Below are 20,930 nucleotides of genomic sequence, written 5' to 3'. Positions count from 1 at the left end.
GGATAAACCATGCCCATTCAGGTGTTACCTCCTCAGCTGGCTAACCAAATCGCGGCGGGTGAGGTCGTTGAGCGTCCGGCGTCGGTGGTCAAAGAGTTGGTGGAAAACAGCCTGGATGCCGGCGCCACGCGTATCGAGATTGATATCGAGAAGGGCGGCGCCAAACTGATTCGCATCCGTGATAATGGTTGCGGCATCAATAAAGATGAGCTGGCGATGGCGCTGGCGCGTCATGCCACCAGTAAAATCACCAGCCTCGACGATCTGGAAGCGATTGTCAGCCTCGGTTTTCGCGGTGAAGCGCTGGCCAGTATCAGTTCGGTTTCCCGTCTGACGTTAACCTCCCGTACCGAACAACAGAGCGAAGCCTGGCAGGCCTATGCCGAAGGGCGCGAGATGGCGGTGACGGTAAAACCGGCGGCGCATCCGGTTGGAACCACGCTGGAAGTGCTGGATCTGTTTTATAACACCCCGGCGCGGCGCAAATTTATGCGCACCGAAAAAACCGAGTTCACCCATATCGATGAAGTGGTGCGACGCATTGCGCTGGCGCGTTTTGACGTTGCCATTGCTCTGACCCATAACGGCAAGCTGGTGCGCCAGTATCGCGGCGTCACGGAAGCCAGCCAGCAGGAGCGGCGTCTCGGCGCCATCTGCGGCAGCGCCTTTATGACCCACGCGCTGGCGATTGAGTGGCAGCATGGCGATCTCAATCTGCGCGGCTGGGTGGCGGATCCGGCCGGTTCACGTCAGGTGACAGAGTTACAGTATTGCTATGTTAACGGCCGCATGATGCGCGACCGTTTAATCAACCACGCCATTCGCCAGGCGTATCAGGACAAGCTGGGTGATGATCATCAACCGGCCTATGTACTCTATCTGCAAATCGATCCGCATCAGGTGGATGTCAACGTCCATCCGGCCAAGCATGAGGTGCGCTTTCATCAGTCGCGGCTGGTACATGATTTTATCTATCAGGGCGTGCTGAGCGTATTGCAGGAGAGTGTCGCGCCACAAGCAGAGACGCTGGCTAGTGATGAGGCGCCGGTCGAACGGCGGCAGCCGGAAAACCGTCAGGCAGCCGGTGGCAATCATTTTGCCACGCCGTTACCGGCCTCTGTTCCTGCAGTAAAAAGCAGCGGCGGTGGCAGAACAGCCGCGGGCGCTAACTGGCAGCGTCAGGAGCCGGTCTATCAGCCGCGTGAAGGGACGGTTTATCAGCAGTTGCTGAAAACGCCGGAGCCGCCACGCGCTCGTGAAGCCACTGCGCCACTTAAACAGGAAGAGCCCTTACAGAGCCACAGCAACAGCTTTGGCCGGGTGCTGACGGTGGTACGTGAGCAGTACGCAGTGATTGAGCGCGGCAACGGCCTGGCATTGCTGGCGCTGGCGGTGGCGGATCGCTGGCTAAAACAGGCTCAGCTCGATCCCGGTGAAGAGGGGCTGAAACCGCAACCGTTGTTAATTCCGGTGAGATTGAAAATGGCGAAGCCGGAACGTGAGGCAATTAGCCGTTTTGCCGCATTATTAACCATGATGGGCATGGATTTGCAGGTTGACGCGCACCATGTGACTTTGCGCGCGGTGCCTTTACCATTACGCCAACAAAATTTACAAAACTTGATTCCAGAACTGTTAGGCTATCTCGCCCGGCAGCAGGATGTTGCGCCAGCCTCGGTTGCACAATGGTTAGCGCGCCACACGATGGCAGAACATCCGCACTGGAATCACTCGCAGGCGATTGCGCTGCTGGCGGAGGTCGAACGACTCTGTCCGGCGCTAATTAAATCGCCACCTTCTGGATTAGTGCAACCGATCGATATTGATACGGCGCAGAACGCCCTGAAGCATGAGTGACAGAACAATGGCGAGCCTGCCTGAGGCAATTTTTTTGATGGGGCCCACGGCCTCCGGTAAGACCGCGTTAGCCATTGAGCTGCGCAAACATCTGCCGGTTGAGCTGATCAGCGTTGACTCCGCACTGATTTACCGCGGGATGGATATTGGCACTGCCAAGCCTTCCGCCGCTGAGTTAGCGCAGGCGCCTCATCGACTGCTGGATATTCGCGATCCTGCGCAAGCTTACTCAGCGGCGGAGTTTCGACGTGATGCATTAGCAGAAATGGCGGAGATTAGTCGTGAAGGCCGAATTCCGTTGCTTGTTGGTGGTACCATGCTCTACTACAAGGCGTTATTAGATGGGTTGTCGCCGTTGCCCTCGGCCGACCCGGAAGTACGTCAGCGTATTGAGCAGATGGCGAGTGAAAAAGGTTGGGAAGCCTTACACCGTCAATTATGTGAGATAGATCCCGTTGCTGGTAGTCGTATTCATCCGAATGATCCCCAGAGACTCTCGCGAGCACTGGAAGTTTTTTTCATTTCGGGTAAAACTTTAACGGAGCTGACAAAAACTTCGGGCGAAGCGTTGCCTTACGATGTCAGTCAGTTTGCGATCGCTCCGGTAAATCGCGAACTGATACACCAGCGTATTGAGCTGCGTTTTCAACAAATGTTAGCGTCAGGTTTTGAAGCGGAGGCTCGGGCACTGTTTGCACGAGAAGATTTGCATACGGACTTGCCTTCCATTCGTTGTGTGGGATATCGCCAGATGTGGTCATATCTGGCGGGTGAAATCGATTACGACGAAATGGTTTATCGGGGAATTTGCGCGACCCGGCAGTTGGCTAAGCGTCAGATCACCTGGTTACGCGGCTGGCAGAATGTTCACTGGCTTGACAGCGAACAGCCTGAATTAGCCCGTGATGCGGTATTACAGGTTCTTAGTGCGAAGCATGGGTGATTGTGTACAATTGGTGCGTTATCGTGCGCGAATTTTTTACGTAGTATTTCAGAGTCGCAGGGCTCTTAAGTAACAAACAACAAGCATATAAGGAAAAGATAGAATGGCTAAGGGGCAATCATTGCAAGATCCGTTCTTGAACGCGCTGCGTCGTGAACGTGTTCCGGTTTCGATTTATTTGGTGAATGGTATCAAACTGCAGGGTCAGATTGAGTCTTTTGATCAGTTTGTTATTTTATTGAAAAACACGGTCAGCCAGATGGTGTATAAGCACGCAATCTCTACCGTGGTTCCGTCCCGTCCGGTTTCCCATCACAGTAATAGTGCGGGTGGCGGTACCAGCAGCAACTATCATCACAGTGGCAGTACTACGGCGGCGCCTGCGCAGCCACAACAAGACGGTGAGAACGCTGAGTAAGCGCGTTTGCCGTTCTGCCTGGACGGGGAGTTCAGTATTGACTGAGGTCCCCGTCTCGGTCCTATTTATAATGAGAGGTTCTACGCTTGTTTGACCGTTACGATGCCGGTGAGCAGGCCGTCCTGGTTCACATCTATTTCTCGCAAGACAAAGATATGGAAGACTTGATGGAGTTTGAAACTCTCGTCTCTTCCGCTGGTGTCGAAGCGCTGCGTGTAGTGACAGGCAGCCGCAAAGCGCCACATCCCAAATATTTTGTCGGTGAAGGAAAGGCAGTCGAAATTGCCGATGCGGTAAAATCCAGTGGCGCATCGGTGGTGTTATTTGATCACGCCTTAACCCCGGCTCAGGAGCGTAATCTTGAGCGTCTGTGTGAGTGTCGCGTAATCGATCGCACCGGCTTAATTCTTGATATTTTCGCCCAGCGCGCCCGCACCCATGAGGGTAAATTGCAGGTCGAGCTGGCTCAGCTACGCCATCTTGCCACGCGTCTGGTACGCGGCTGGACGCACCTTGAACGCCAGAAAGGCGGTATCGGCCTGCGCGGCCCGGGTGAAACCCAGCTGGAAACCGACCGTCGCTTACTGCGTAACCGTATCACTCTGATTCTTTCTCGTCTGCAACGCGTGGAAAAACAGCGCGATCAGGGCAGACAAGCACGCGCCAAGGCCGATGTGCCGACGGTGTCGCTGGTGGGCTATACCAATGCCGGTAAATCCACGCTGTTTAACTGTATTACGGCGGCCGATGTCTATGCGGCCGACCAGTTATTTGCCACGCTGGACCCGACACTGCGCCGTCTCGACGTTGCGGATGTTGGCGAAGTGGTGCTGGCGGATACCGTAGGTTTTATTCGCCATCTGCCCCATGATTTGGTGGCGGCGTTTAAAGCAACATTGCAGGAGACGCGTCAGGCGACGCTGCTGCTGCATATCATCGATGCCGCCGATCTGCGCGTCGATGAAAATATCGAAGCGGTCGATATTGTCCTCGACGAAATCGAAGCGGACGAAATTCCGCAGCTGTTGGTGATGAATAAAATCGACATGCTGGAAGATTTTGAACCGCGTATCGATCGCAACGATGAAAATCTGCCGATTCGTGTCTGGTTGTCGGCGCAAACCGGCGTCGGCATACCGCTGCTGTTCCAGGCGCTGAGCGAACGCCTGGCCGGCGAGATCGCGCAGTATGACCTACGCCTGCCGCCTGAAGCCGGGCGGTTGCGCAGCCGTTTTTATCAGCTGCAGGCGATCGAAAAAGAGTGGAATGAAGATGATGGTAGCGTAGGTTTACAGGTGCGCATGCCAATTATTGACTGGCGGCGGTTATGCAAACAGGAACCGGCGCTGGTGGATTATATTGTTTAACGGATGTTTGACTGATTTTGCCTGAAACGCGTATCCCGGCCTGGGATACCACCGCACACACAATTAATGGAGTATAAACATGGCGTGGAATCAGCCCGGGAATAACGGACAGGACCGCGACCCGTGGGGAAGCAGCAATAATCAAGGCGGCAACTCTGGGGGAAATAAAGGAGGGCGCGATAAGGGGCCTCCTGATCTTGATGATATCTTCCGTAAACTGAGCAAGAAGCTCGGTGGACTGGGCGGTGGTAAGAACAGCAACGATAACAGTGGCGGTCAACGCACGCCTGGACGCGGCGGACGTCGTCTGGTGACTATCGTGGCCGTGGCTGCCGTCGTGGTTTGGGCAGCGAGCGGTTTCTATACGATTAAAGAAGCTGAGCGCGGTGTGGTAACCCGCTTCGGGAAATTCGACCATCTGGTTGAGCCAGGCCTGAACTGGAAACCGACCTTTATCGATCAGGTACGTGCCGTTAACGTTGAATCGGTACGTGAGCTGGCGGCATCCGGTGTGATGCTGACCTCTGACGAAAACGTGGTGCGCGTTGAGATGAACGTGCAGTATCGCGTGACCAACCCGGAACGTTACCTGTTCGCGGTTACCAGCGCGGATGACAGCCTGCGTCAGGCAACGGATAGCGCCCTGCGTGGGGTGATCGGTCGTTCGACCATGGACCGTATCCTGACTGAAGGCCGTACCGTGGTGCGTAGCGAAACCCAGCGTGAGCTGGAAGAGACTATTCGTCCATACGATATGGGCATTACGCTGCTCGACGTCAACTTCCAGGCGGCGCGTCCACCGGAAGAAGTGAAAGCCGCATTTGATGACGCCATCGCCGCACGTGAAAACCGTGAGCAGTATGTGCGTGAAGCGGAAGCCTATTCGAACGAAGTCCAGCCGCGTGCTAACGGTCAGGCGCAGCGTATTCTGGAAGAAGCACGTGCTTATAAAGCGCGTACCGTTCTGGAAGCGCAGGGTGAAGTGGCGCGTTTCGCCAAGTTGTTGCCGGAGTATAAAGCAGCGCCGGAAATCACCCGTGAACGTCTGTATATCGAAACCATGGAGCGCGTCCTGAGTCATACCCGCAAGGTGCTGGTGAATGACAAGGGCGGTAATCTGATGGTGCTGCCACTGGATCAGTTAATGCGTGGTGGCCAGGCTGCCTCACCGAACAATTCTCAGGACAGCAGCAGTAACAGTTTGTTGCGCCTGCCGCCAGCGTCCGGCAGTAATGACCGCGCCAGCAGCAGTTCGTCGTACAATCCAGACAACATCATGGATCAGCGCCGGGTGAATGCTCAGCGCAACGATACCCAGCGCGAAGGGAGAGAGTAAGCGATGCGTAAGCCATTAATCGTAGTATTGATTGTTGTGCTGGTGGTGCTTTACGCGTCACTGTTTGTTGTGCAGGAAGGCCAGCGTGGCATTGTGCTGCGTTTTGGTAAAGTTCTGCGTGACGATGAGAACAAACCGCTGGTGTTTGCGCCAGGTCTGCACTTTAAGATCCCATTCCTGTCTTCAGTGAAGACGCTGGATGCGCGCACCCAGACCATGGATAACCAGGCTGACCGCTTTGTAACCAAAGAGAAGAAAGACCTGATCGTTGATTCCTATATCAAATGGCGTATCAGTGACTTCAGCCGCTACTACCTGGCAACCGGTGGTGGTGACGTTTCTCAGGCGGAAGTGCTGTTAAAACGTAAATTCAGTGACCGTCTGCGTTCTGAGATGGGCCGTCTGGATGTGAAAGATATCGTGACCGATTCGCGTGGCCGTTTGACTACCGACGTGCGTGATGCCCTGAACACCGGCAGCACCGGCGATGCTGAGATTGCTACGCCTGCGGCGGATGATGCGATTGCTTCAGTCGCCAAGCGCGTCGAGAGCGAAACCAACAGCAAAGAGCCGGCGATTAACCCGAACAGTATGGCGGCGTTAGGTATCCAGGTGGTTGATGTGCGTATCAAGCAGATTAACCTGCCAGCGGAAGTTTCTGACGCGATCTACAACCGTATGCGTGCTGAACGTGAAGCGGTAGCGCGTAGTCAGCGTTCACAGGGTCAGGAAGAAGCGGAAAAACTGCGCGCGACTTCAGATTATGAAGTGACGCGTACCCTGGCGGAAGCTCAGCGTACCGCGCTGATTACCCGCGGTGAAGGCGATGCCGAAGCAGCGAAGCTGTTCGCGGATGCCTTTAGCCAGGATCCTGATTTCTACGCCTTTATTCGTAGCCTGCGTGCCTATGACAGCAGCTTCAATAGCAATCAGGATGTGATGGTGCTTAGCCCGGACAGTGATTTCTTCCGCTTTATGAAATCGCCATCTAACGCGACGCGTTAATTCACACCCCCCGTACCCAGGGCGGCATATTGATGCCGCCCTTTTTTATGGAAATAATTAAAAATGAACGCAACCATTTTGCTGGCGCTGGCCTTAGTGCTGGTGATTGAAGGGCTGGGGCCGATGCTGTTGCCGCGCGCATGGCGCAGCATGATCCACGCGATGACGCAGTTGCCCGATCACTTATTACGTCGCTTTGGCGGTGGCCTGGTAGTGGCCGGAATCGTGATTTACTATATGGTCAGCACCCATATCCAGGGGTGAAATCCTTTCCGCACCTACTACATGCGCTCTGAGCAAAAAAACTCCGCAATCGTATGCTAAAAGTGCTGAAAGACGAAAATTACGATGGTAGAATCCTTTTTTAAGCAATCGGTGATTTTGAGAAATGGGTAAGAACGTCGTCGTACTGGGCACCCAATGGGGTGACGAAGGTAAAGGTAAGATTGTTGACCTTCTAACTGAACGTGCAAAATACGTTGTACGTTATCAAGGTGGTCATAATGCTGGCCATACGCTAGTCATCAACGGTGAAAAAACCGTCCTCCACTTAATTCCCTCTGGCATCCTGCGTGAAAACGTCACCAGCATCATCGGCAACGGTGTGGTGCTGTCTCCTGCTGCGCTGATGAAAGAGATGAAAGGCCTGGAAGATCGTGGTATCCCGGTACGTGAACGCCTGCTGATCTCAGAAGCTTGCCCACTGATTCTGCAATATCATGTTGCCCTTGATATGGCGCGTGAGAAAGCGCGTGGCGCCAAAGCTATCGGCACCACCGGTCGCGGCATTGGCCCGGCTTATGAAGATAAAGTGGCTCGTCGCGCACTGCGCGTCAGCGACCTGTTTAACAAAGAAACTTTCGCCGCTAAGCTGAAAGAAGTGATGGAATATCACAACTTTACGCTGGTGAACTACTACAAAGAAGAAGCGGTTGATTACGATACCGTGCTGAAAGATGTTATGGCAATTGCTGACATCCTGACCGGCATGGTGGTTGACGTTTCTGAACTGCTGGATGGCGCGCGTAAGCGTGGCGATCTGGTGATGTTCGAAGGCGCGCAGGGCACCCTGCTGGATATCGACCACGGTACCTATCCGTATGTGACGTCCTCTAACACCACCGCAGGTGGCGTGGCGACCGGTTCCGGTATTGGCCCGCGTTATGTTGATTACGTACTGGGCATCGTTAAAGCCTACTCTACCCGTGTCGGTGCAGGTCCGTTCCCAACCGAACTGTTTGATGACATCGGTGAGTTCCTGTGTAAGCAGGGCAACGAGTTTGGCGCCACCACTGGCCGTCGCCGTCGTACCGGCTGGCTGGACGCGGTAGCGGTGCGCCGCGCCGTACAGATCAACTCACTGTCAGGTTTCTGCATGACCAAACTGGACGTGCTGGATGGCCTGAAAGAAGTGAAGATCTGTGTGGCTTACCGTATGCCGGATGGTCGTGAGGTCACCACTACGCCACTGGCGGCTGAAGGCTGGGAAGGTATCGAGCCGATCTATGAAAGCATGCCTGGCTGGAGCGAAAGCACCTTTGGCGTCAAGACTGTAGAAGGTCTGCCGCAGGCAGCGCGCGATTACATCAAGCGTGTTGAAGAGGTGACCGGTGTGCCGATTGATATTATTTCTACCGGCCCGGACCGTAGCGAAACCATGATTCTGCGCGACCCGTTTGACGCATAATCTTAGCGCTGGCCGGACAATGTCCGGCCTTTGTCTGTCTGGCCTCTCGCTTCCTGCTGATCCCGGTTCCCGCCCTTTTCTATATAATATCAATAGTTGCTTAAAAAATTGCCCTGAAACTCATGGGCTGGTTTATCATCATTTAAACAAAATGTATTTGAGCGGACGATGCCACGTCGGTGATTCACTGAGGTATATGTGCAGCTAACCAGTTTTACAGATTACGGCCTACGCGCGCTGATCTATCTGGCGTCACTCCCCGCTGACCAGATGACCAGCATTACTGAGGTGAGCGAGACTTACGACGTTTCACGTAATCATATGGTCAAAATCATCAATCAGCTAAGCCGGACCGGCTATGTTGCTGCCGTGCGCGGTAAAAACGGCGGTATACGATTGGGCCGACCCGCCGAAGATATCGTGATTGGTCAGGTGGTGCGCGAAATGGAACCGCTGCAGTTAGTTAACTGTACCAGCGAATTTTGCCATATCACCTCAGCCTGCCGGCTGAAGAAGGCGCTGTATGATGCGGTACAGTGTTTCCTGCTGGAACTGGATAAATATACCCTCGCCGACCTCGTGGAAGATAATCATCCGCTCTACAAATTACTGCTGGTTGACCAACCGTCAATCCGCAGTCGATGACAACGGAGGAACCGATATGTCACAAGATCCTTTTCAGGAACGAGAAGCTGAAAAATACGAAAACCCCATTCCCAGCCGCGAATTTATTCTGTCGCATTTAGACAAACGCGAAAAACCGGCCAGCCGTGAAGAGCTGGCGGATGAACTGGGGATGGACGGAGAAGAACAACTTGAAGCCCTGCGCCGCCGTCTGCGTGCCATGGAACGCGACGGTCAGCTGGTATTTACCCGTCGCCAGTGTTACGCCCTGCCGGAACGCCTCGACTTACTGCGCGGTAAAGTGATTGGCCATCGTGAAGGTTATGGCTTCCTGCGCATTGAAGGTCAGAAAGACGATCTCTATCTCTCTGCAGAGCAGATGAAGATGTGCATGCACGGCGACGTGATCCTCGCGCAGGCGATGGGCGCGGACCGTAAAGGCCGTCGTGAAGCGCGTGTGGTACGCGTACTGGAACCACGTAACAGCCAGATTGTCGGTCGCTATTTTACCGACGCTGGCGCGGGTTTTGTGGTGCCGGACGACAGCCGTCTGAGCTTTGATATTTTGATCCCACAGGAGTCGATTCTCGGCGCGCGTATGGGATCGGTAGTGGTGGTGGAGCTGGAACAGCGTCCAACGCGCCGCAGCAAAGCGATTGGTAAAGTGGTTGAAGTGCTCGGCGAGAATATGGGCACCAGCCTTGCCGTCGATATGGCGCTGCGCACCCATGAAATTCCGAACAGCTGGCCAGAACAGGTTGAAGCTGAAATCGCTAAACTGAGCGAAGAAGTGCCGGAAGAGGCGAAAATCGGCCGTATCGATCTGCGCGAGCTGCCGCTGGTAACCATCGACGGTGAAGATGCGCGCGACTTTGATGACGCCGTCTACTGTGAGAAAAAACGCGGCGGTGGCTGGCGTTTATGGGTAGCGATTGCAGATGTCAGCTACTACGTGCGTCCGGGCACCGCGCTGGATACCGAGGCGGTTAACCGTGGCACCTCGGTGTACTTCCCGTCTCAGGTCGTGCCGATGCTGCCGGAAGTGCTGTCGAACGGTCTCTGCTCGCTGAATCCGCAGGTCGATCGCCTGTGTATGGTGTGTGAAATGACCGTTTCCACCCAGGGCAAGCTGACCAGCTATAAGCACTACGAAGCGGTAATGCGTTCACATGCGCGCCTCACCTACACCAAGGTGTGGCATATTCTGGATGGCGAGCAGTCACTGCGCGAGCAGTATCGGCAGCAGGTGCCGCATCTGGAAGAGCTGTACAGCATGTATCATGCGCTGGAGCAGGCGCGCGCCCAACGCGGCGGCATCTCTTTCGAAAGTGATGAAGCGAAGTTTATCTTCAATGCCGAACGCCGTATTGAACGTGTTGAGCATACGGTGCGCAACGATGCGCACAAAATTATCGAAGAGTGCATGATTCTGGCGAATATCGCCTCGGCGCGTTTTGTTGAAAAGCACAACGAGCCAGCGCTGTTCCGTGATCATGACCGTCCAAGTGACGACAGTATCACCAGTTTCCGTACGGTACTGAACGAGCTGGGCCTGTCGCTGCCGGGTGGCGCGAAGCCGGAGCCGGTGGACTATGCCGCCTTGCTGGATCAGATTGCCGATCGTCCCGATCATGAGATGCTGCAAACCATGCTGCTGCGCTCAATGAAGCAGGCGGTGTATGACCCGGAAAACCGTGGCCACTTTGGTCTGGCGCTCTCCTCTTACGCCCACTTTACTTCGCCGATTCGCCGCTATCCCGATCTGCTGCTGCACCGCGCTATTAAGTATCTGCTGGCGCAGGAGCAGGGCACTTTACAAGGTATCACCACGCCAACCGGCGGCTATCACTATGAATTGCCGGAGATGCTGCAGCTCGGTCAGCACTGTTCGATGGCGGAACGTCGCGCTGATGAAGCGACACGTGATGTTGCCGACTGGCTGAAGTGTGACTTTATGCAGGATCAGGTGGGCGAGACCTTTACCGGCGTGATCGCCAGTGTCACCGGGTTTGGGTTCTTTGTGCGTCTGCTTGATCTGTTTATCGACGGCCTGGTGCATGTTTCGACCCTCGACAATGACTACTATCGCTTTGATGCGGTCGGACAGCGTCTGATTGGCGAATCCGGCGGCCAGACTTATCGTCTGGGTGATACCGTGGAAGTGCGGGTTGAAGCGGTGCATATGGATGAGCGTAAAATTGATTTCGCGCTGATCTCAAGCCAGCGTAAAGTGCGCGGCGCAGGTAAAACTGAACGTGACCGGGCGAAAACGGCTGCGCCGAAAAATAGCGGCAAACGTCGTCGCGATACCGGTAAAAAGGCCAACTTTGAACCCGATGCCGCTTTCCGTGCGGGCAAAGAGGATGCGGCAAAAAAAGAGAAAAAAGCCAAACCGGCTGCGGATAAAACCCGTAAAATCGGCGCCGCTACCCGATCGAAGCGCGCCAGAAAGAAAACCCCGGCTGGCGAATAAATCCATGAATGTAGGGGCGGTGTTCTTGCCGCCCGTATTGATGGTTTGTAATAGTCGCGATGACGGCGTTCTCGCCGCCCGCAATGCAGCATTTTAATTATTGAGTTAACTAAATGAGTGAAATTGTTTTTGGTATCCATGCCGTTCAGGCGCTGCTTGACACCGATCCGCAACGTTTTCAGGAAGTCTTTATTCTGAAAGGACGCGATGATCGTCGTCTGCAGCCGCTGATTAAAGGGCTGGAAGCGCAGGGGATTGTCATTCAGGTGGCAAACCGCCAGTGGCTGGATAGCAAAGTCGAAGGCGCAGTGCATCAGGGAATTGTTGCGCTGATTAAACCGGGTCGTCAGTATCAGGAAAACGATCTGCCGGATCTGATTGCCAGCCTGGATCAGCCATTTTTACTGATCCTCGATGGTGTTACCGATCCGCATAACCTCGGTGCCTGCCTGCGTAGTGCCGATGCGGCTGGTGTTCATGCGGTCATCGTACCGAAAGATCGTTCTGCCCAGCTGAATGCCACCGCGAAAAAAGTGGCCAGCGGCGCGGCGGAAAATGTGCCGTTAATCCGTGTCACTAACCTCGCGCGCACCATGCGTCTGCTACAGGAGTCTGACGTCTGGATTGTGGGCACTGCTGGCGAAGCCGACCACACCGTATTCCAGAGCAAAATGACCGGCCCGATGGCGCTGGTGATGGGCGCGGAAGGTGAAGGTATGCGTCGCCTGACGCGTGAGCATTGCGATGAGCTGATCAGCATTCCAATGGCGGGCAGCGTCTCTTCACTGAACGTTTCAGTTGCCACCGGCATCTGTCTGTTTGAAGCGGTGCGTCAACGCAGCGTTAAGTAATCTCTCCGGGGCGTGACCCGCGCCCCGAAAATCTCCGCCGGTTCAGGCATATTTTCTTTCTGGCTGCATACTTAATTGCGGGCGACGAAAACGCCGTCATCCACGACTGTTATCAATCGTTAACACGGGCGGCGTTCTCGCCGACCGTGCCGATGGCCTGCAAGGAGAACAATATGTTGTGGCACACCCATACCGTTTTTAATCAGCCACGCCCGCTAAATAACAGCAATCTGTTTCTATCCGATACACCGCTGCGCGAAGCCCTGATCCGCGAAGGTGCCGAGTGGGATGTGGATCTTCAGGCATCGGTGGGACAACAACTGGGCAGCGCCGAATCACTGGAGCTGGGACGGCTGGCCAATGCTTCGCCGCCCGAACTGCTGCGCTACGATGCCTGTGGCGAACGTATTGACGAGCTGCGCTTCCATCCTGCGTGGCATCTGCTGATGCAGGGGCTCTGCGCCAATCGGGTACATAATCTTAGCTGGCAGAGCGATGCCCGTTCCGGTGCGTTTGTCGCCCGGGCGGCGCGCTTTATTCAGCATGCGCAGGTCGAAGCGGGCACTCTTTGTCCCGTCACTATGACTTTTGGCGCTATTCCGTTACTGCAGCAGAGCCTGCCGCCGCTGTTTCAGGCATGGCTGCCGGGGTTGCTGTCGGATCGTTACGATCCGCATCAGCAGGCGGGCGAGCAGAAGCGCGGCCTGCTGATTGGTATGGGGATGACCGAGAAACAGGGCGGCACGGATGTACTGAGTAATACCACCCGCGCCGAGCCGGTTACTGCACGCGGCAACGGCGAGGCTTATCGGCTGACCGGCCATAAATGGTTCTTCTCGGTGCCGCAAAGCGATGCGCATCTGGTGCTGGCGCAGAGCAAAGGAGGCCTCGGCTGCTTCTTTATGCCGCGCCTGCTGCCGGATGGCAGCCGCAATGCAATTCGTATCGAGCGCCTGAAAGATAAAATGGGCAACCGCTCTAACGCCAGTAGCGAAGTGGAGTTCGCGAATGCCAGTGGCTGGCTGCTGGGCGAAGAGGGAGAGGGCATCCGCCAGATCCTGAAGATGGGCGGCTATACCCGTTTCGACTGTGCACTGGGCAGCCACGGCCTGATGCGACGCGCGCTGTCAGTGGCGTTGTACCATGCGCATCAGCGTCAGGTGATGGGCAAAAGCCTTGTCGATCAACCATTGATGCGTCAGGTGCTGAGTGCGCAGGCGCTGCAACTCGAAGGACAGACAGCGTTGTTAATGCGGCTGGCGCGCGGCTGGTCAATGCCAGCGGATGAGAGCGAACGCGCTTTCTGTCGGCTGTTCACCCCGGCGGCGAAGTATGTTATCTGCAAAAGTGGTATGTCGTTTGTGGCGGAAGCGATGGAAACCCTTGGCGGCATCGGCTATTGCGAAGAGAGCGAGCTGCCGCGTCTGTACCGGGAGATGCCGGTTAACAGCATCTGGGAAGGCTCGGGTAATGTGATGTGTCTCGACGTGCTGCGGGTGCTGGCGAAACAGCCTGGCGTTATGGAGATGCTGAACCGGCAATTTGATGCGGTCAGGGGCATCAACCGTCACTTTGACCGCCGCTGGCGTCAGCTGAAATTGCGTCTGGCGAAGCCGCATGAATCGCAGGCGCGTGAAATCACCACGCTGCTGTTTCATCTGGCGGTGGGCGTGCAGGTGCTGACGTGGCTGGAGCCGCCGCTGGCGGACGCCTGGTGTCGTCAGATGCTGGATACGCGCGGTATCGCCATGCTCAGTGAGGATGTCTGTACGCGTTTACTGTTGCGTGCTACCGGCAGCTGACGGGTTAAACAGCACCGCCGTGGCGTACCACAGGCCAGGCATTACGGTTTCACTGACCATCACAATTTGATAGTAAGTGGCGCCGCTGGCGTTAGCTTTGGCGGCAATCGCGCGCTGTACATCGTCTGGCGAACCCCGCGATGTGGCGCTGATGGTGCCGACCTTCGTCAGGCTGCTACTTTGCGCGCGGGTAATCTCCTGCGCCTGTGAGGCGGGCGGCGGCGGCGCTTGTGGCGTGGGGGTTAATGCGCTGCAGCTACTCAGCAACAGCGCCAGCAGAAAAGTTATCGCAATACGCATATAAGGCAGCTCCGGGCGGGGATAACCCTTAGTTTACGCCATCCCCGCGTCAGGATTATCCTTTTAAGCTAAATACGCTCACTAAATGGGTGAGGTGATGCCCTTTCTGGCTCAGCTCAGCCGCTGTCTGCTCGGAACGCGCCACCATTTCAGTATTGTGGTGAGTTGCCTGACCAATCTGCGACATCGCGATATTGACCTGACCAATCCCGGCAGACTGTTCATGTGACGCCACATCGATTTCCCCCATCAACGCTTTGACCTGATCAATACGCGTGACAATATTGTCCATCGCTTCGCGCGTCTGTTCCGACAATTTATGCCCTTCGGTCACTTTGCTAATCGAGTCTTCAATCAGGCTGTCGATCTCCTTCGCCGCCTGCGCGCTACGCTGCGCCAGACCACGGACTTCAGCGGCAACCACCGCAAAGCCTTTACCGTGTTCACCGGCGCGCGCCGCTTCCACCGCCGCATTGAGCGCGAGGATATTGGTCTGGAAAGCAATTGATTCAATCACATGAGTGATATCCGCAATACTTTGTGAGGAGACCTTAATCGCCGACATGGTATTAACCGAGCGGGTCACGGTACTGCCGCCATGGTGCACCGCACTGGCCGCTTCAGCGACCAGCGTCAGCGCCTGCGAAACGTTATCGGCATTCTGTTCTACCGTGGCGCCCAGCTGTTCCATACTGGCGGAGGTCTCTTCCATGCTGCTGGCCTGGCGCGAAATCTGTTCGCTGATAGTGCTGCTGCTGGCGGCAATCGCGTCGGTGCCGTGACTGATCTCTTCGGCAGCGTGGCGCACCTGTGAAACAATGCGCTCCAGACCATCGCCGATACCATTGATCGCGGTAATCAGCTGACCGACTTCGTCCTGGCGTCGGGTCTGCAAGGTGGCTCGCAGGTTGCCGGCGGCATAGTGTTCGGCGAGGGTAATCACCTGTTGCAGCGGTTTACTTAACCAGCGACGGGTGACCCAGACGAAACTCAGCGCAAACAGCAGCACCAGCGCCAGACCGACCAGCAGGAAGGTATTACGTGTGGCATTAATTGGTGCCAGCAGGCTGGCTTTACTGATATCGCCGGTAATTATCCAGTTCCAGCCGGGCAGTTGCTGCCAGGCGACGATTTCCGTTTCGCCATGCTGATTGCGGATCTCCATGGTGCCCTGTTTTTCCTGCAACAGGCGCTGCTGATCGGTTGCCGACCAGTCCGGATTCTTGCCTTCGAGCGTGCTATGGAACAGATACTGGCCCTGAGATTTCCCGGCTGCGCCGTTGATCACACTGAAATAGCCGCTGTCGCCCAGGGTTTTATTCAGCACTTTCTCGCGCATCAGATTGAATTGCGACGTGATATCAACGCCGACAAACAGGATGCCAATCACTTCGCCCGTCGCGTCTTTTACTGGCTGATATTGGGTGATATAGCGCTTGCCAAACAGCGTCGCCAGACCGCTAAACGTTTGTGACTGGTTAGCCAGCGCCCAGGCCGGGCTGCTGCGGTCCAGTTTGGTGCCCATCGCCCGGCTGCCATCCTCTTTGCGCAGCGAGGTGGCGACACGGATATAGTCATCACCACTGCGCACAAAAATGGTTGAGATTGCGCCGGTACGCTCAAGGAAATCATCCACTGTTCCTTCATCGAGGTTCAGGGTTTTTAATCCGGCACGTAAGGTGGGGGTCGATTCGCTGCCGACCGCAACCCTCTGGTTGTTATCGCGGCTGAAGGTTTTTGGCAGAAAACTCTGGAACAGTCTGGTGTAATTACCGACTTCTTCGCTTAGGGTGGCGTTAAACATACCGGCCATATCGCCAATACCTGCCACCTGATTTTGCATATTATCGAGGGTTAAGCTCTGTAATTGTTTCGCGGCGTTGTGAGTTAATGAAAGCGTGAGAATAAAAAACAGCACTGCCACGCTTAAAGACGTCAAAACAGACAGCTTTACTCCCAGGCTCCATCTGCTGAGTGAAAGACGTATCATAAGTTATACCTTATTAGAGGGTGTTATAGAGATACGATTAACGGCAGCAGTTGTTTAAATTTTACCCTTCACTCTATAGGGTTAATGGATCTGGTGATATATGTAATAGTTGCGTGGCGAAATAAGTTATTAATTAACAATATTTTGCCTTTGCAGGCAGATATGCGACGGTGCTGAGTAAAGATTTATGCTGGAAGGAGGCGAGATGATTGAGATTGTGACGGAAACCTTTGCGGGGATTGAGTGTTTGCATGCCGCGCCGGCAGGTCAGCGGCAGCATTCATTGCCGACCATCGTGTTTTATCATGGCTTCACCTCATCGAAAGAGGTTTACTCATACTTTGCCGTGGCGCTGGCGCAGGCGGGTTTTCGTGTGGTATTGCCCGATGCTGATCAACATGGTTCGCGTTATAACGGTGACAGCGAGCAGCGGCTTAGCCATTTCTGGGAGATCCTGCGCAGCAATATTGATGAGTTGCCGCAGTTGTCAGGCGCACTACGTGAGCGTGGGCTGGTGGCGGAGGGGCGTTTTGCCGTAGCCGGCGCTTCGATGGGTGGTATGACCGCACTCGGTGCGATGGCGCGTTATCCGGATATTCACAGCGTCGCCTGTATGATGGGTTCCGGCTATTTTATGTCGCTGAGCCAGACGCTGTTTCCCCCGCTGGTGGCGCAGACCCCTGAGCAACAGCAGCGCTTAGCGCAGCGACTGGCGCCGTTACAGGCTTATGATGTCAGCGACAGGCTGGAGCAGCTGGCTAATCGTCCGTTGCTTTTGTGGCATGGCGACGCTGATGAGGTGGTTCCGGCGGCGGAAACCGTGCGGCTGGAACGTGCGCTGCGCGAGGCGTCGCTCGACGCACAGCTGACTTTTTTAACGGAAACCGGCGTCGGCCACCGTATTACGCCGCCAGCGTTGACCGCGATTGTCGCTTTCTTTAAACATCATCTGTAAATCTGCAGGGAGCCGTTCCCGGCTCCCGTATCACCATCGGCACGGGTGGCGATATTTAATTTACGATCTGCCTTGAGTTTCGGCGGGTGCGCCAGTATGATTACGCGTCAATTTTTCAGCCGCAACTTAAAACAACGTTCCTTGCTTCCATGGGCCGCGGCTGCCCTGACAGGAGGCTGAATAATCCGTAAGGAGCAAATTCGATGCGTCATTACGAAATCGTATTTATGGTTCACCCTGACCAAAGCGAACAGGTTCCGGGCATGATCGAGCGTTACACTGGTGCTATCACTGGTGCAGAAGGCACGATTCACCGTCTGGAAGACTGGGGCCGTCGTCAGCTGGCTTACCCGATCAACAAACTGCACAAAGCGCACTACGTTCTGCTGAACGTTGAAGCTCCGCAGGAAGTGATCGATGAGCTGGAAACTAACTTCCGCTTCAACGACGCCGTTATCCGCAGCATGGTTATGCGCGTTAAAAACGCGGTTACCGAAGCATCTCCGATGGTTAAAGCGAAAGACGAGCGCCGTGAGCGTCGTGAAGATTTTGCTAACGAAACCTCTGATGATGCAGATGCTGGGGATTCTGAAGAGTAATCAACCGTGACGGTTAATCGGCTGCGTTTGTCCGGCACTGTGTGCAAGACACCAGTTCGAAAAATTAGCCCGTCAGGTATTCCTCACTGCCAGTTTGTGCTTGAGCACCGCTCGCAGCAGGAAGAAGCCGGATTTAGCCGGCAAGCCTGGTGTCGTATGCCCATCATATTAAGCGGCAAGACACATCAGGTCATTACTCAAAGTATAACGGTCGGCACGCAACTCATCGTCGAAGGTTTCATTAGTTGCCATCAAGGGCGCAATGGCCTGAGTAAGATTGTGTTACATGCCGAGCAGATTGAATTGATAGATTCTGGAGACTAGCCAAATGGCACGTTATTTCCGTCGTCGCAAGTTCTGCCGTTTCACCGCGGAAGGCGTTCAAGAGATCGATTATAAAGATATCGCAACGCTGAAAAACTACATCACTGAAAGCGGTAAGATTGTACCGAGCCGTATTACCGGTACTCGCGCTAAATACCAGCGTCAGCTGGCTCGTGCTATCAAGCGCGCGCGTTACCTGTCTCTGCTGCCGTACACTGATCGTCATCAGTAACGGCCGCTGTCCATTAACGACTTTAAGAGGATATGGTAATGCAAGTTATTCTGCTTGATAAAGTAGCAAACCTGGGCAGCCTGGGTGATCAGGTTAACGTTAAAGCGGGCTACGCTCGTAACTTCCTGGTTCCACAGGGTAAAGCTGTTCCTGCTACCAAGAAAAACGTTGAGTTCTTTGAAGCACGCCGTGCAGAACTGGAAGCCAAACTGGCTGACGTTCTGTCTGCAGCTAATGCACGCGCTGAGAAAATCAACGCACTGGGCACCGTTACCATCGCGTCTAAAGCAGGCGACGAAGGTAAACTGTTCGGTTCCATCGGTACCCGCGACATCGCTGATGCAGTTACTGCAGCTGGCGTTGAAGTGGCGAAGAGCGAAGTTCGTCTGCCGAACGGCGTTCTGCGTACCACCGGTGAGCACGAAGTGGACTTCCAGGTTCACAGCGAAGTATTCGCTAAACTGACCGTGAAAGTAGTTGCTGAAGCTTAATTGATTCAGTAATGCGAGAACGCCGGCCTTGTGCCGGCGTTCTTGTTTCTGTGGTTTACTGCGCGCGGATAAAGGTTCCATCCGGCTGGCGGGTAAACAGAATTGCGCCATTATCGGTTTCCACCGTTAATCCGGTCACCACACCATTGGCATCCTGGCGGATTTTCACCTTCTGACCGGTATGCAGATTGCTTAGCGGCTTATCATCACCTTCCACCCGCGCCATGGCGAACACATCATTCACCTGCAAATTATTATCACGGAACAGCTGCGCCATCGTCTGGCCTGAGGCCACCTGATAGTTGCGCCACTCGCCCTGTGAATCGGCTTTTGGGGGCGTTTCCGTTACTGCTGCCGGTGGGCTGCTTTCATTATTGTTATAAACTTCAGCCTGCAATGGAGTATCTCCGGCGCCACTCTGCTGGGCCGGAGGCGCTTGCGGTAAGTCAGGTTGCGGATTCGGCCACAGAAATGCCAGCAGCATTACCAGCAGCGCCACAATAATGCCGCGGCGATGTCTGGCCGGCAGCGGATCCATCCAGCGGGCGTTATCGACAAAACGCCAGATATTGCTAACTTTCAGCTTGCTGCGTGATGAAGATCCTTCAGGCATCATTGCATCCTCCTGTGGCGCATCAGGTGCTGAGGGTTTGCGCGTTGCCATCCACATCTTCAGTACCGGATGGTAAAACGGCAGGCGCTTCCTTTGCCGGGGGGCAATTCTCCCCATGTAAATAACCTCGTTAACCCCAGACGATATCCCGATTCAGACATCATAAACTGCAGACATTTAATTATAGTCCGCTAACTGTTTGATGTGAAAAGAACAAGCCAGATACGTGACGCTGTGGGCGTTATTAATGATATGAAGGGCTATTGTTTCTGTTTCTGGCGCAAAAGTCATCCACCGAAACACGGGATTTTACCCTCGGGGCTTGCGCTGTTATGCTCTGCGTTTAGTTTTTATCAATGATGAAAGGAAAATCCATGACAACCCCTTCTTTTGACAGCGTCGAAGCGCAAGCAAGTTACGGTATCGGTTTACAGGTTGGCCAGCAGTTGCTGGAATCTGGACTGCAGGGTCTGCAGCCAGAAGCATTGCTGGCGGGTCTGCGCGATGCGCTGGAAGGGAATGCTCCCGCTGTACCGGTTGATGTGGTGCATCGTGCGCTGCGCGAAGTTCACGAGCGTGCAGATGCTGTGCGTCTCGAACGTCAGCAGGAGCAGGCGGTGGAAGGTCAGAAGTTCCTTGAAGAGAACCTGAAGCGTGAAGGCGTCAGCAGCACGGAGTCAGGCTTACAGTTCAGCGTGATTCAGCAGGGTGAAGGTGCGATTCCATCGCGTCAGGATCGCGTACGCGTGCATTACACCGGTAAGCTGATCGACGGCACCGTGTTTGACAGCTCCGTACAGCGTGGCGAGCCAGCAGAGTTCCCGGTAAGCGGCGTAATTGCCGGTTGGATCGAAGCGCTGACCCTGATGCCAGTCGGTTCCAAATGGGAACTGGTGATCCCTCACAACCTGGCATACGGCGAGCGTGGTGCTGGCGCCTCTATCCCACCACTGAGCACCCTGGTATTTGAAGTTGAGCTGTTAGAGATTCTGTAACAGCACTATGCAGGGGAGCCGTTATCGGCTCCCGTTCTGATGACGGGCACGGTGTAAATCATCGGCAC

Annotated in this window: 21 protein-coding genes; 18 read left to right on the top strand and 3 right to left on the bottom strand. The window is 54.9% G+C overall.

The window, feature by feature from the left end; genetic code table 11:
• Positions 1 to 9 precede the first annotated feature (9 nt).
• From mutL to N5923_RS13305, 12 genes are all read left to right on the top strand, one after another.
• Entirely contained in the window at positions 10 to 1,857 is a 1,848-nt protein-coding gene (gene mutL, locus N5923_RS13360; protein ID WP_267142941.1) for a DNA mismatch repair endonuclease MutL, read from the top strand.
• Positions 1,850 to 2,800, top strand: coding sequence for a tRNA (adenosine(37)-N6)-dimethylallyltransferase MiaA (gene miaA / locus N5923_RS13355; protein WP_267142942.1), 951 nt, complete (start codon positions 1,850 to 1,852; stop codon positions 2,798 to 2,800). Before mutL ends, miaA begins: the two co-directional genes overlap by 8 nt.
• Before the next feature lie 103 nt (positions 2,801 to 2,903).
• A complete protein-coding gene (gene hfq, locus N5923_RS13350) occupies positions 2,904 to 3,218 on the top strand; it encodes an RNA chaperone Hfq (RefSeq protein WP_267142943.1) in 315 nt (104 codons plus the stop codon).
• Between the two features lie 86 nt (positions 3,219 to 3,304).
• Positions 3,305 to 4,585, top strand: a complete 1,281-nt coding sequence (gene hflX, locus N5923_RS13345; protein WP_267142944.1) for a ribosome rescue GTPase HflX — start codon at positions 3,305 to 3,307, stop codon at positions 4,583 to 4,585.
• A gap of 79 nt (positions 4,586 to 4,664) precedes the next feature.
• Positions 4,665 to 5,921: an FtsH protease activity modulator HflK gene (gene hflK / locus N5923_RS13340; protein WP_267142945.1), complete on the top strand. Its 1,257-nt coding sequence runs from the start codon at positions 4,665 to 4,667 to the stop codon at positions 5,919 to 5,921.
• Positions 5,922 to 5,924: 3 nt separating this feature from the next.
• Entirely contained in the window at positions 5,925 to 6,926 is a 1,002-nt protein-coding gene (gene hflC / locus N5923_RS13335; protein ID WP_017801097.1) for a protease modulator HflC, read from the top strand.
• 63 nt (positions 6,927 to 6,989) lie between these two features.
• Positions 6,990 to 7,190, top strand: coding sequence for a DUF2065 domain-containing protein (locus N5923_RS13330; protein ID WP_267142946.1), 201 nt, complete (start codon positions 6,990 to 6,992; stop codon positions 7,188 to 7,190).
• Between the two features lie 124 nt (positions 7,191 to 7,314).
• Positions 7,315 to 8,613, top strand: a complete 1,299-nt coding sequence (locus N5923_RS13325) for an adenylosuccinate synthase (RefSeq protein WP_267142947.1) — start codon at positions 7,315 to 7,317, stop codon at positions 8,611 to 8,613.
• A 198-nt stretch (positions 8,614 to 8,811) separates the two neighbouring features.
• Positions 8,812 to 9,258 (top strand): nitric oxide-sensing transcriptional repressor NsrR, encoded by a 447-nt coding sequence (nsrR, locus tag N5923_RS13320; RefSeq protein WP_267142948.1) that lies wholly within the window; start codon positions 8,812 to 8,814, stop codon positions 9,256 to 9,258.
• Positions 9,259 to 9,274: 16 nt separating this feature from the next.
• A complete protein-coding gene (rnr, locus tag N5923_RS13315; RefSeq protein WP_267142949.1) occupies positions 9,275 to 11,710 on the top strand; it encodes a ribonuclease R in 2,436 nt (811 codons plus the stop codon).
• 113 nt (positions 11,711 to 11,823) lie between these two features.
• Positions 11,824 to 12,561 (top strand): 23S rRNA (guanosine(2251)-2'-O)-methyltransferase RlmB, encoded by a 738-nt coding sequence (gene rlmB, locus N5923_RS13310; protein WP_267142950.1) that lies wholly within the window; start codon positions 11,824 to 11,826, stop codon positions 12,559 to 12,561.
• Between the two features lie 173 nt (positions 12,562 to 12,734).
• A complete protein-coding gene (locus tag N5923_RS13305) occupies positions 12,735 to 14,363 on the top strand; it encodes an isovaleryl-CoA dehydrogenase (protein ID WP_267142951.1) in 1,629 nt (542 codons plus the stop codon).
• On the opposite strand, the gene bsmA is transcribed toward N5923_RS13305, so the two are convergent.
• Both bsmA and N5923_RS13295 read right to left on the bottom strand, forming a co-directional pair.
• Positions 14,337 to 14,663 (bottom strand): biofilm peroxide resistance protein BsmA, encoded by a 327-nt coding sequence (gene bsmA / locus N5923_RS13300; RefSeq protein WP_267142952.1) that lies wholly within the window; start codon positions 14,661 to 14,663, stop codon positions 14,337 to 14,339. The two genes, N5923_RS13305 and bsmA, sit on opposite strands and share 27 nt — an antisense overlap.
• 55 nt (positions 14,664 to 14,718) lie before the next feature.
• Positions 14,719 to 16,653 (bottom strand): methyl-accepting chemotaxis protein, encoded by a 1,935-nt coding sequence (locus N5923_RS13295; RefSeq protein WP_267142953.1) that lies wholly within the window; start codon positions 16,651 to 16,653, stop codon positions 14,719 to 14,721.
• Between the two features lie 205 nt (positions 16,654 to 16,858).
• Here N5923_RS13295 and yjfP point away from each other — a divergent pair, with 205 nt between their 5' ends.
• The 5 genes from yjfP to rplI all read left to right on the top strand — a co-directional run bounded on the left by yjfP (position 16,859) and on the right by rplI (position 19,254).
• Positions 16,859 to 17,608 (top strand): esterase, encoded by a 750-nt coding sequence (gene yjfP, locus N5923_RS13290; RefSeq protein WP_267142954.1) that lies wholly within the window; start codon positions 16,859 to 16,861, stop codon positions 17,606 to 17,608.
• Positions 17,609 to 17,811: 203 nt separating this feature from the next.
• Complete coding sequence (gene rpsF, locus N5923_RS13285) at positions 17,812 to 18,207, top strand: 30S ribosomal protein S6 (RefSeq protein ID WP_017801086.1); 396 nt, start codon at positions 17,812 to 17,814, stop codon at positions 18,205 to 18,207.
• Between the two features lie 6 nt (positions 18,208 to 18,213).
• Positions 18,214 to 18,531: a primosomal replication protein N gene (gene priB / locus N5923_RS13280; protein ID WP_040462398.1), complete on the top strand. Its 318-nt coding sequence runs from the start codon at positions 18,214 to 18,216 to the stop codon at positions 18,529 to 18,531.
• Positions 18,532 to 18,535: 4 nt separating this feature from the next.
• Complete coding sequence (rpsR, locus tag N5923_RS13275; RefSeq protein ID WP_000135199.1) at positions 18,536 to 18,763, top strand: 30S ribosomal protein S18; 228 nt, start codon at positions 18,536 to 18,538, stop codon at positions 18,761 to 18,763.
• A 38-nt stretch (positions 18,764 to 18,801) separates the two neighbouring features.
• Positions 18,802 to 19,254, top strand: coding sequence for a 50S ribosomal protein L9 (rplI, locus tag N5923_RS13270; protein ID WP_267142955.1), 453 nt, complete (start codon positions 18,802 to 18,804; stop codon positions 19,252 to 19,254).
• A gap of 55 nt (positions 19,255 to 19,309) precedes the next feature.
• On the opposite strand, the gene N5923_RS13265 is transcribed toward rplI, so the two are convergent.
• Positions 19,310 to 19,984, bottom strand: a complete 675-nt coding sequence (locus tag N5923_RS13265) for an OapA family protein (RefSeq protein WP_407704448.1) — start codon at positions 19,982 to 19,984, stop codon at positions 19,310 to 19,312.
• 257 nt (positions 19,985 to 20,241) lie between these two features.
• Between N5923_RS13265 and fklB the strand changes: the two genes are divergently transcribed.
• The gene (gene fklB / locus N5923_RS13260) at positions 20,242 to 20,862 is read left to right on the top strand and encodes an FKBP-type peptidyl-prolyl cis-trans isomerase (protein ID WP_267142956.1); all 621 of its coding nucleotides are present in this window, start codon (positions 20,242 to 20,244) and stop codon (positions 20,860 to 20,862) included.
• Positions 20,863 to 20,930 lie beyond the last annotated feature (68 nt).

The sequence above is a fragment of the Winslowiella arboricola genome (genome assembly GCF_025527015.1).
Classification (GTDB): Bacteria; Pseudomonadota; Gammaproteobacteria; order Enterobacterales; family Enterobacteriaceae; genus Erwinia; species Erwinia arboricola.
The sequence above is the reverse complement of the archived record's forward strand: the minus strand, read 5'-3'. Positions and strand labels throughout refer to the sequence as shown.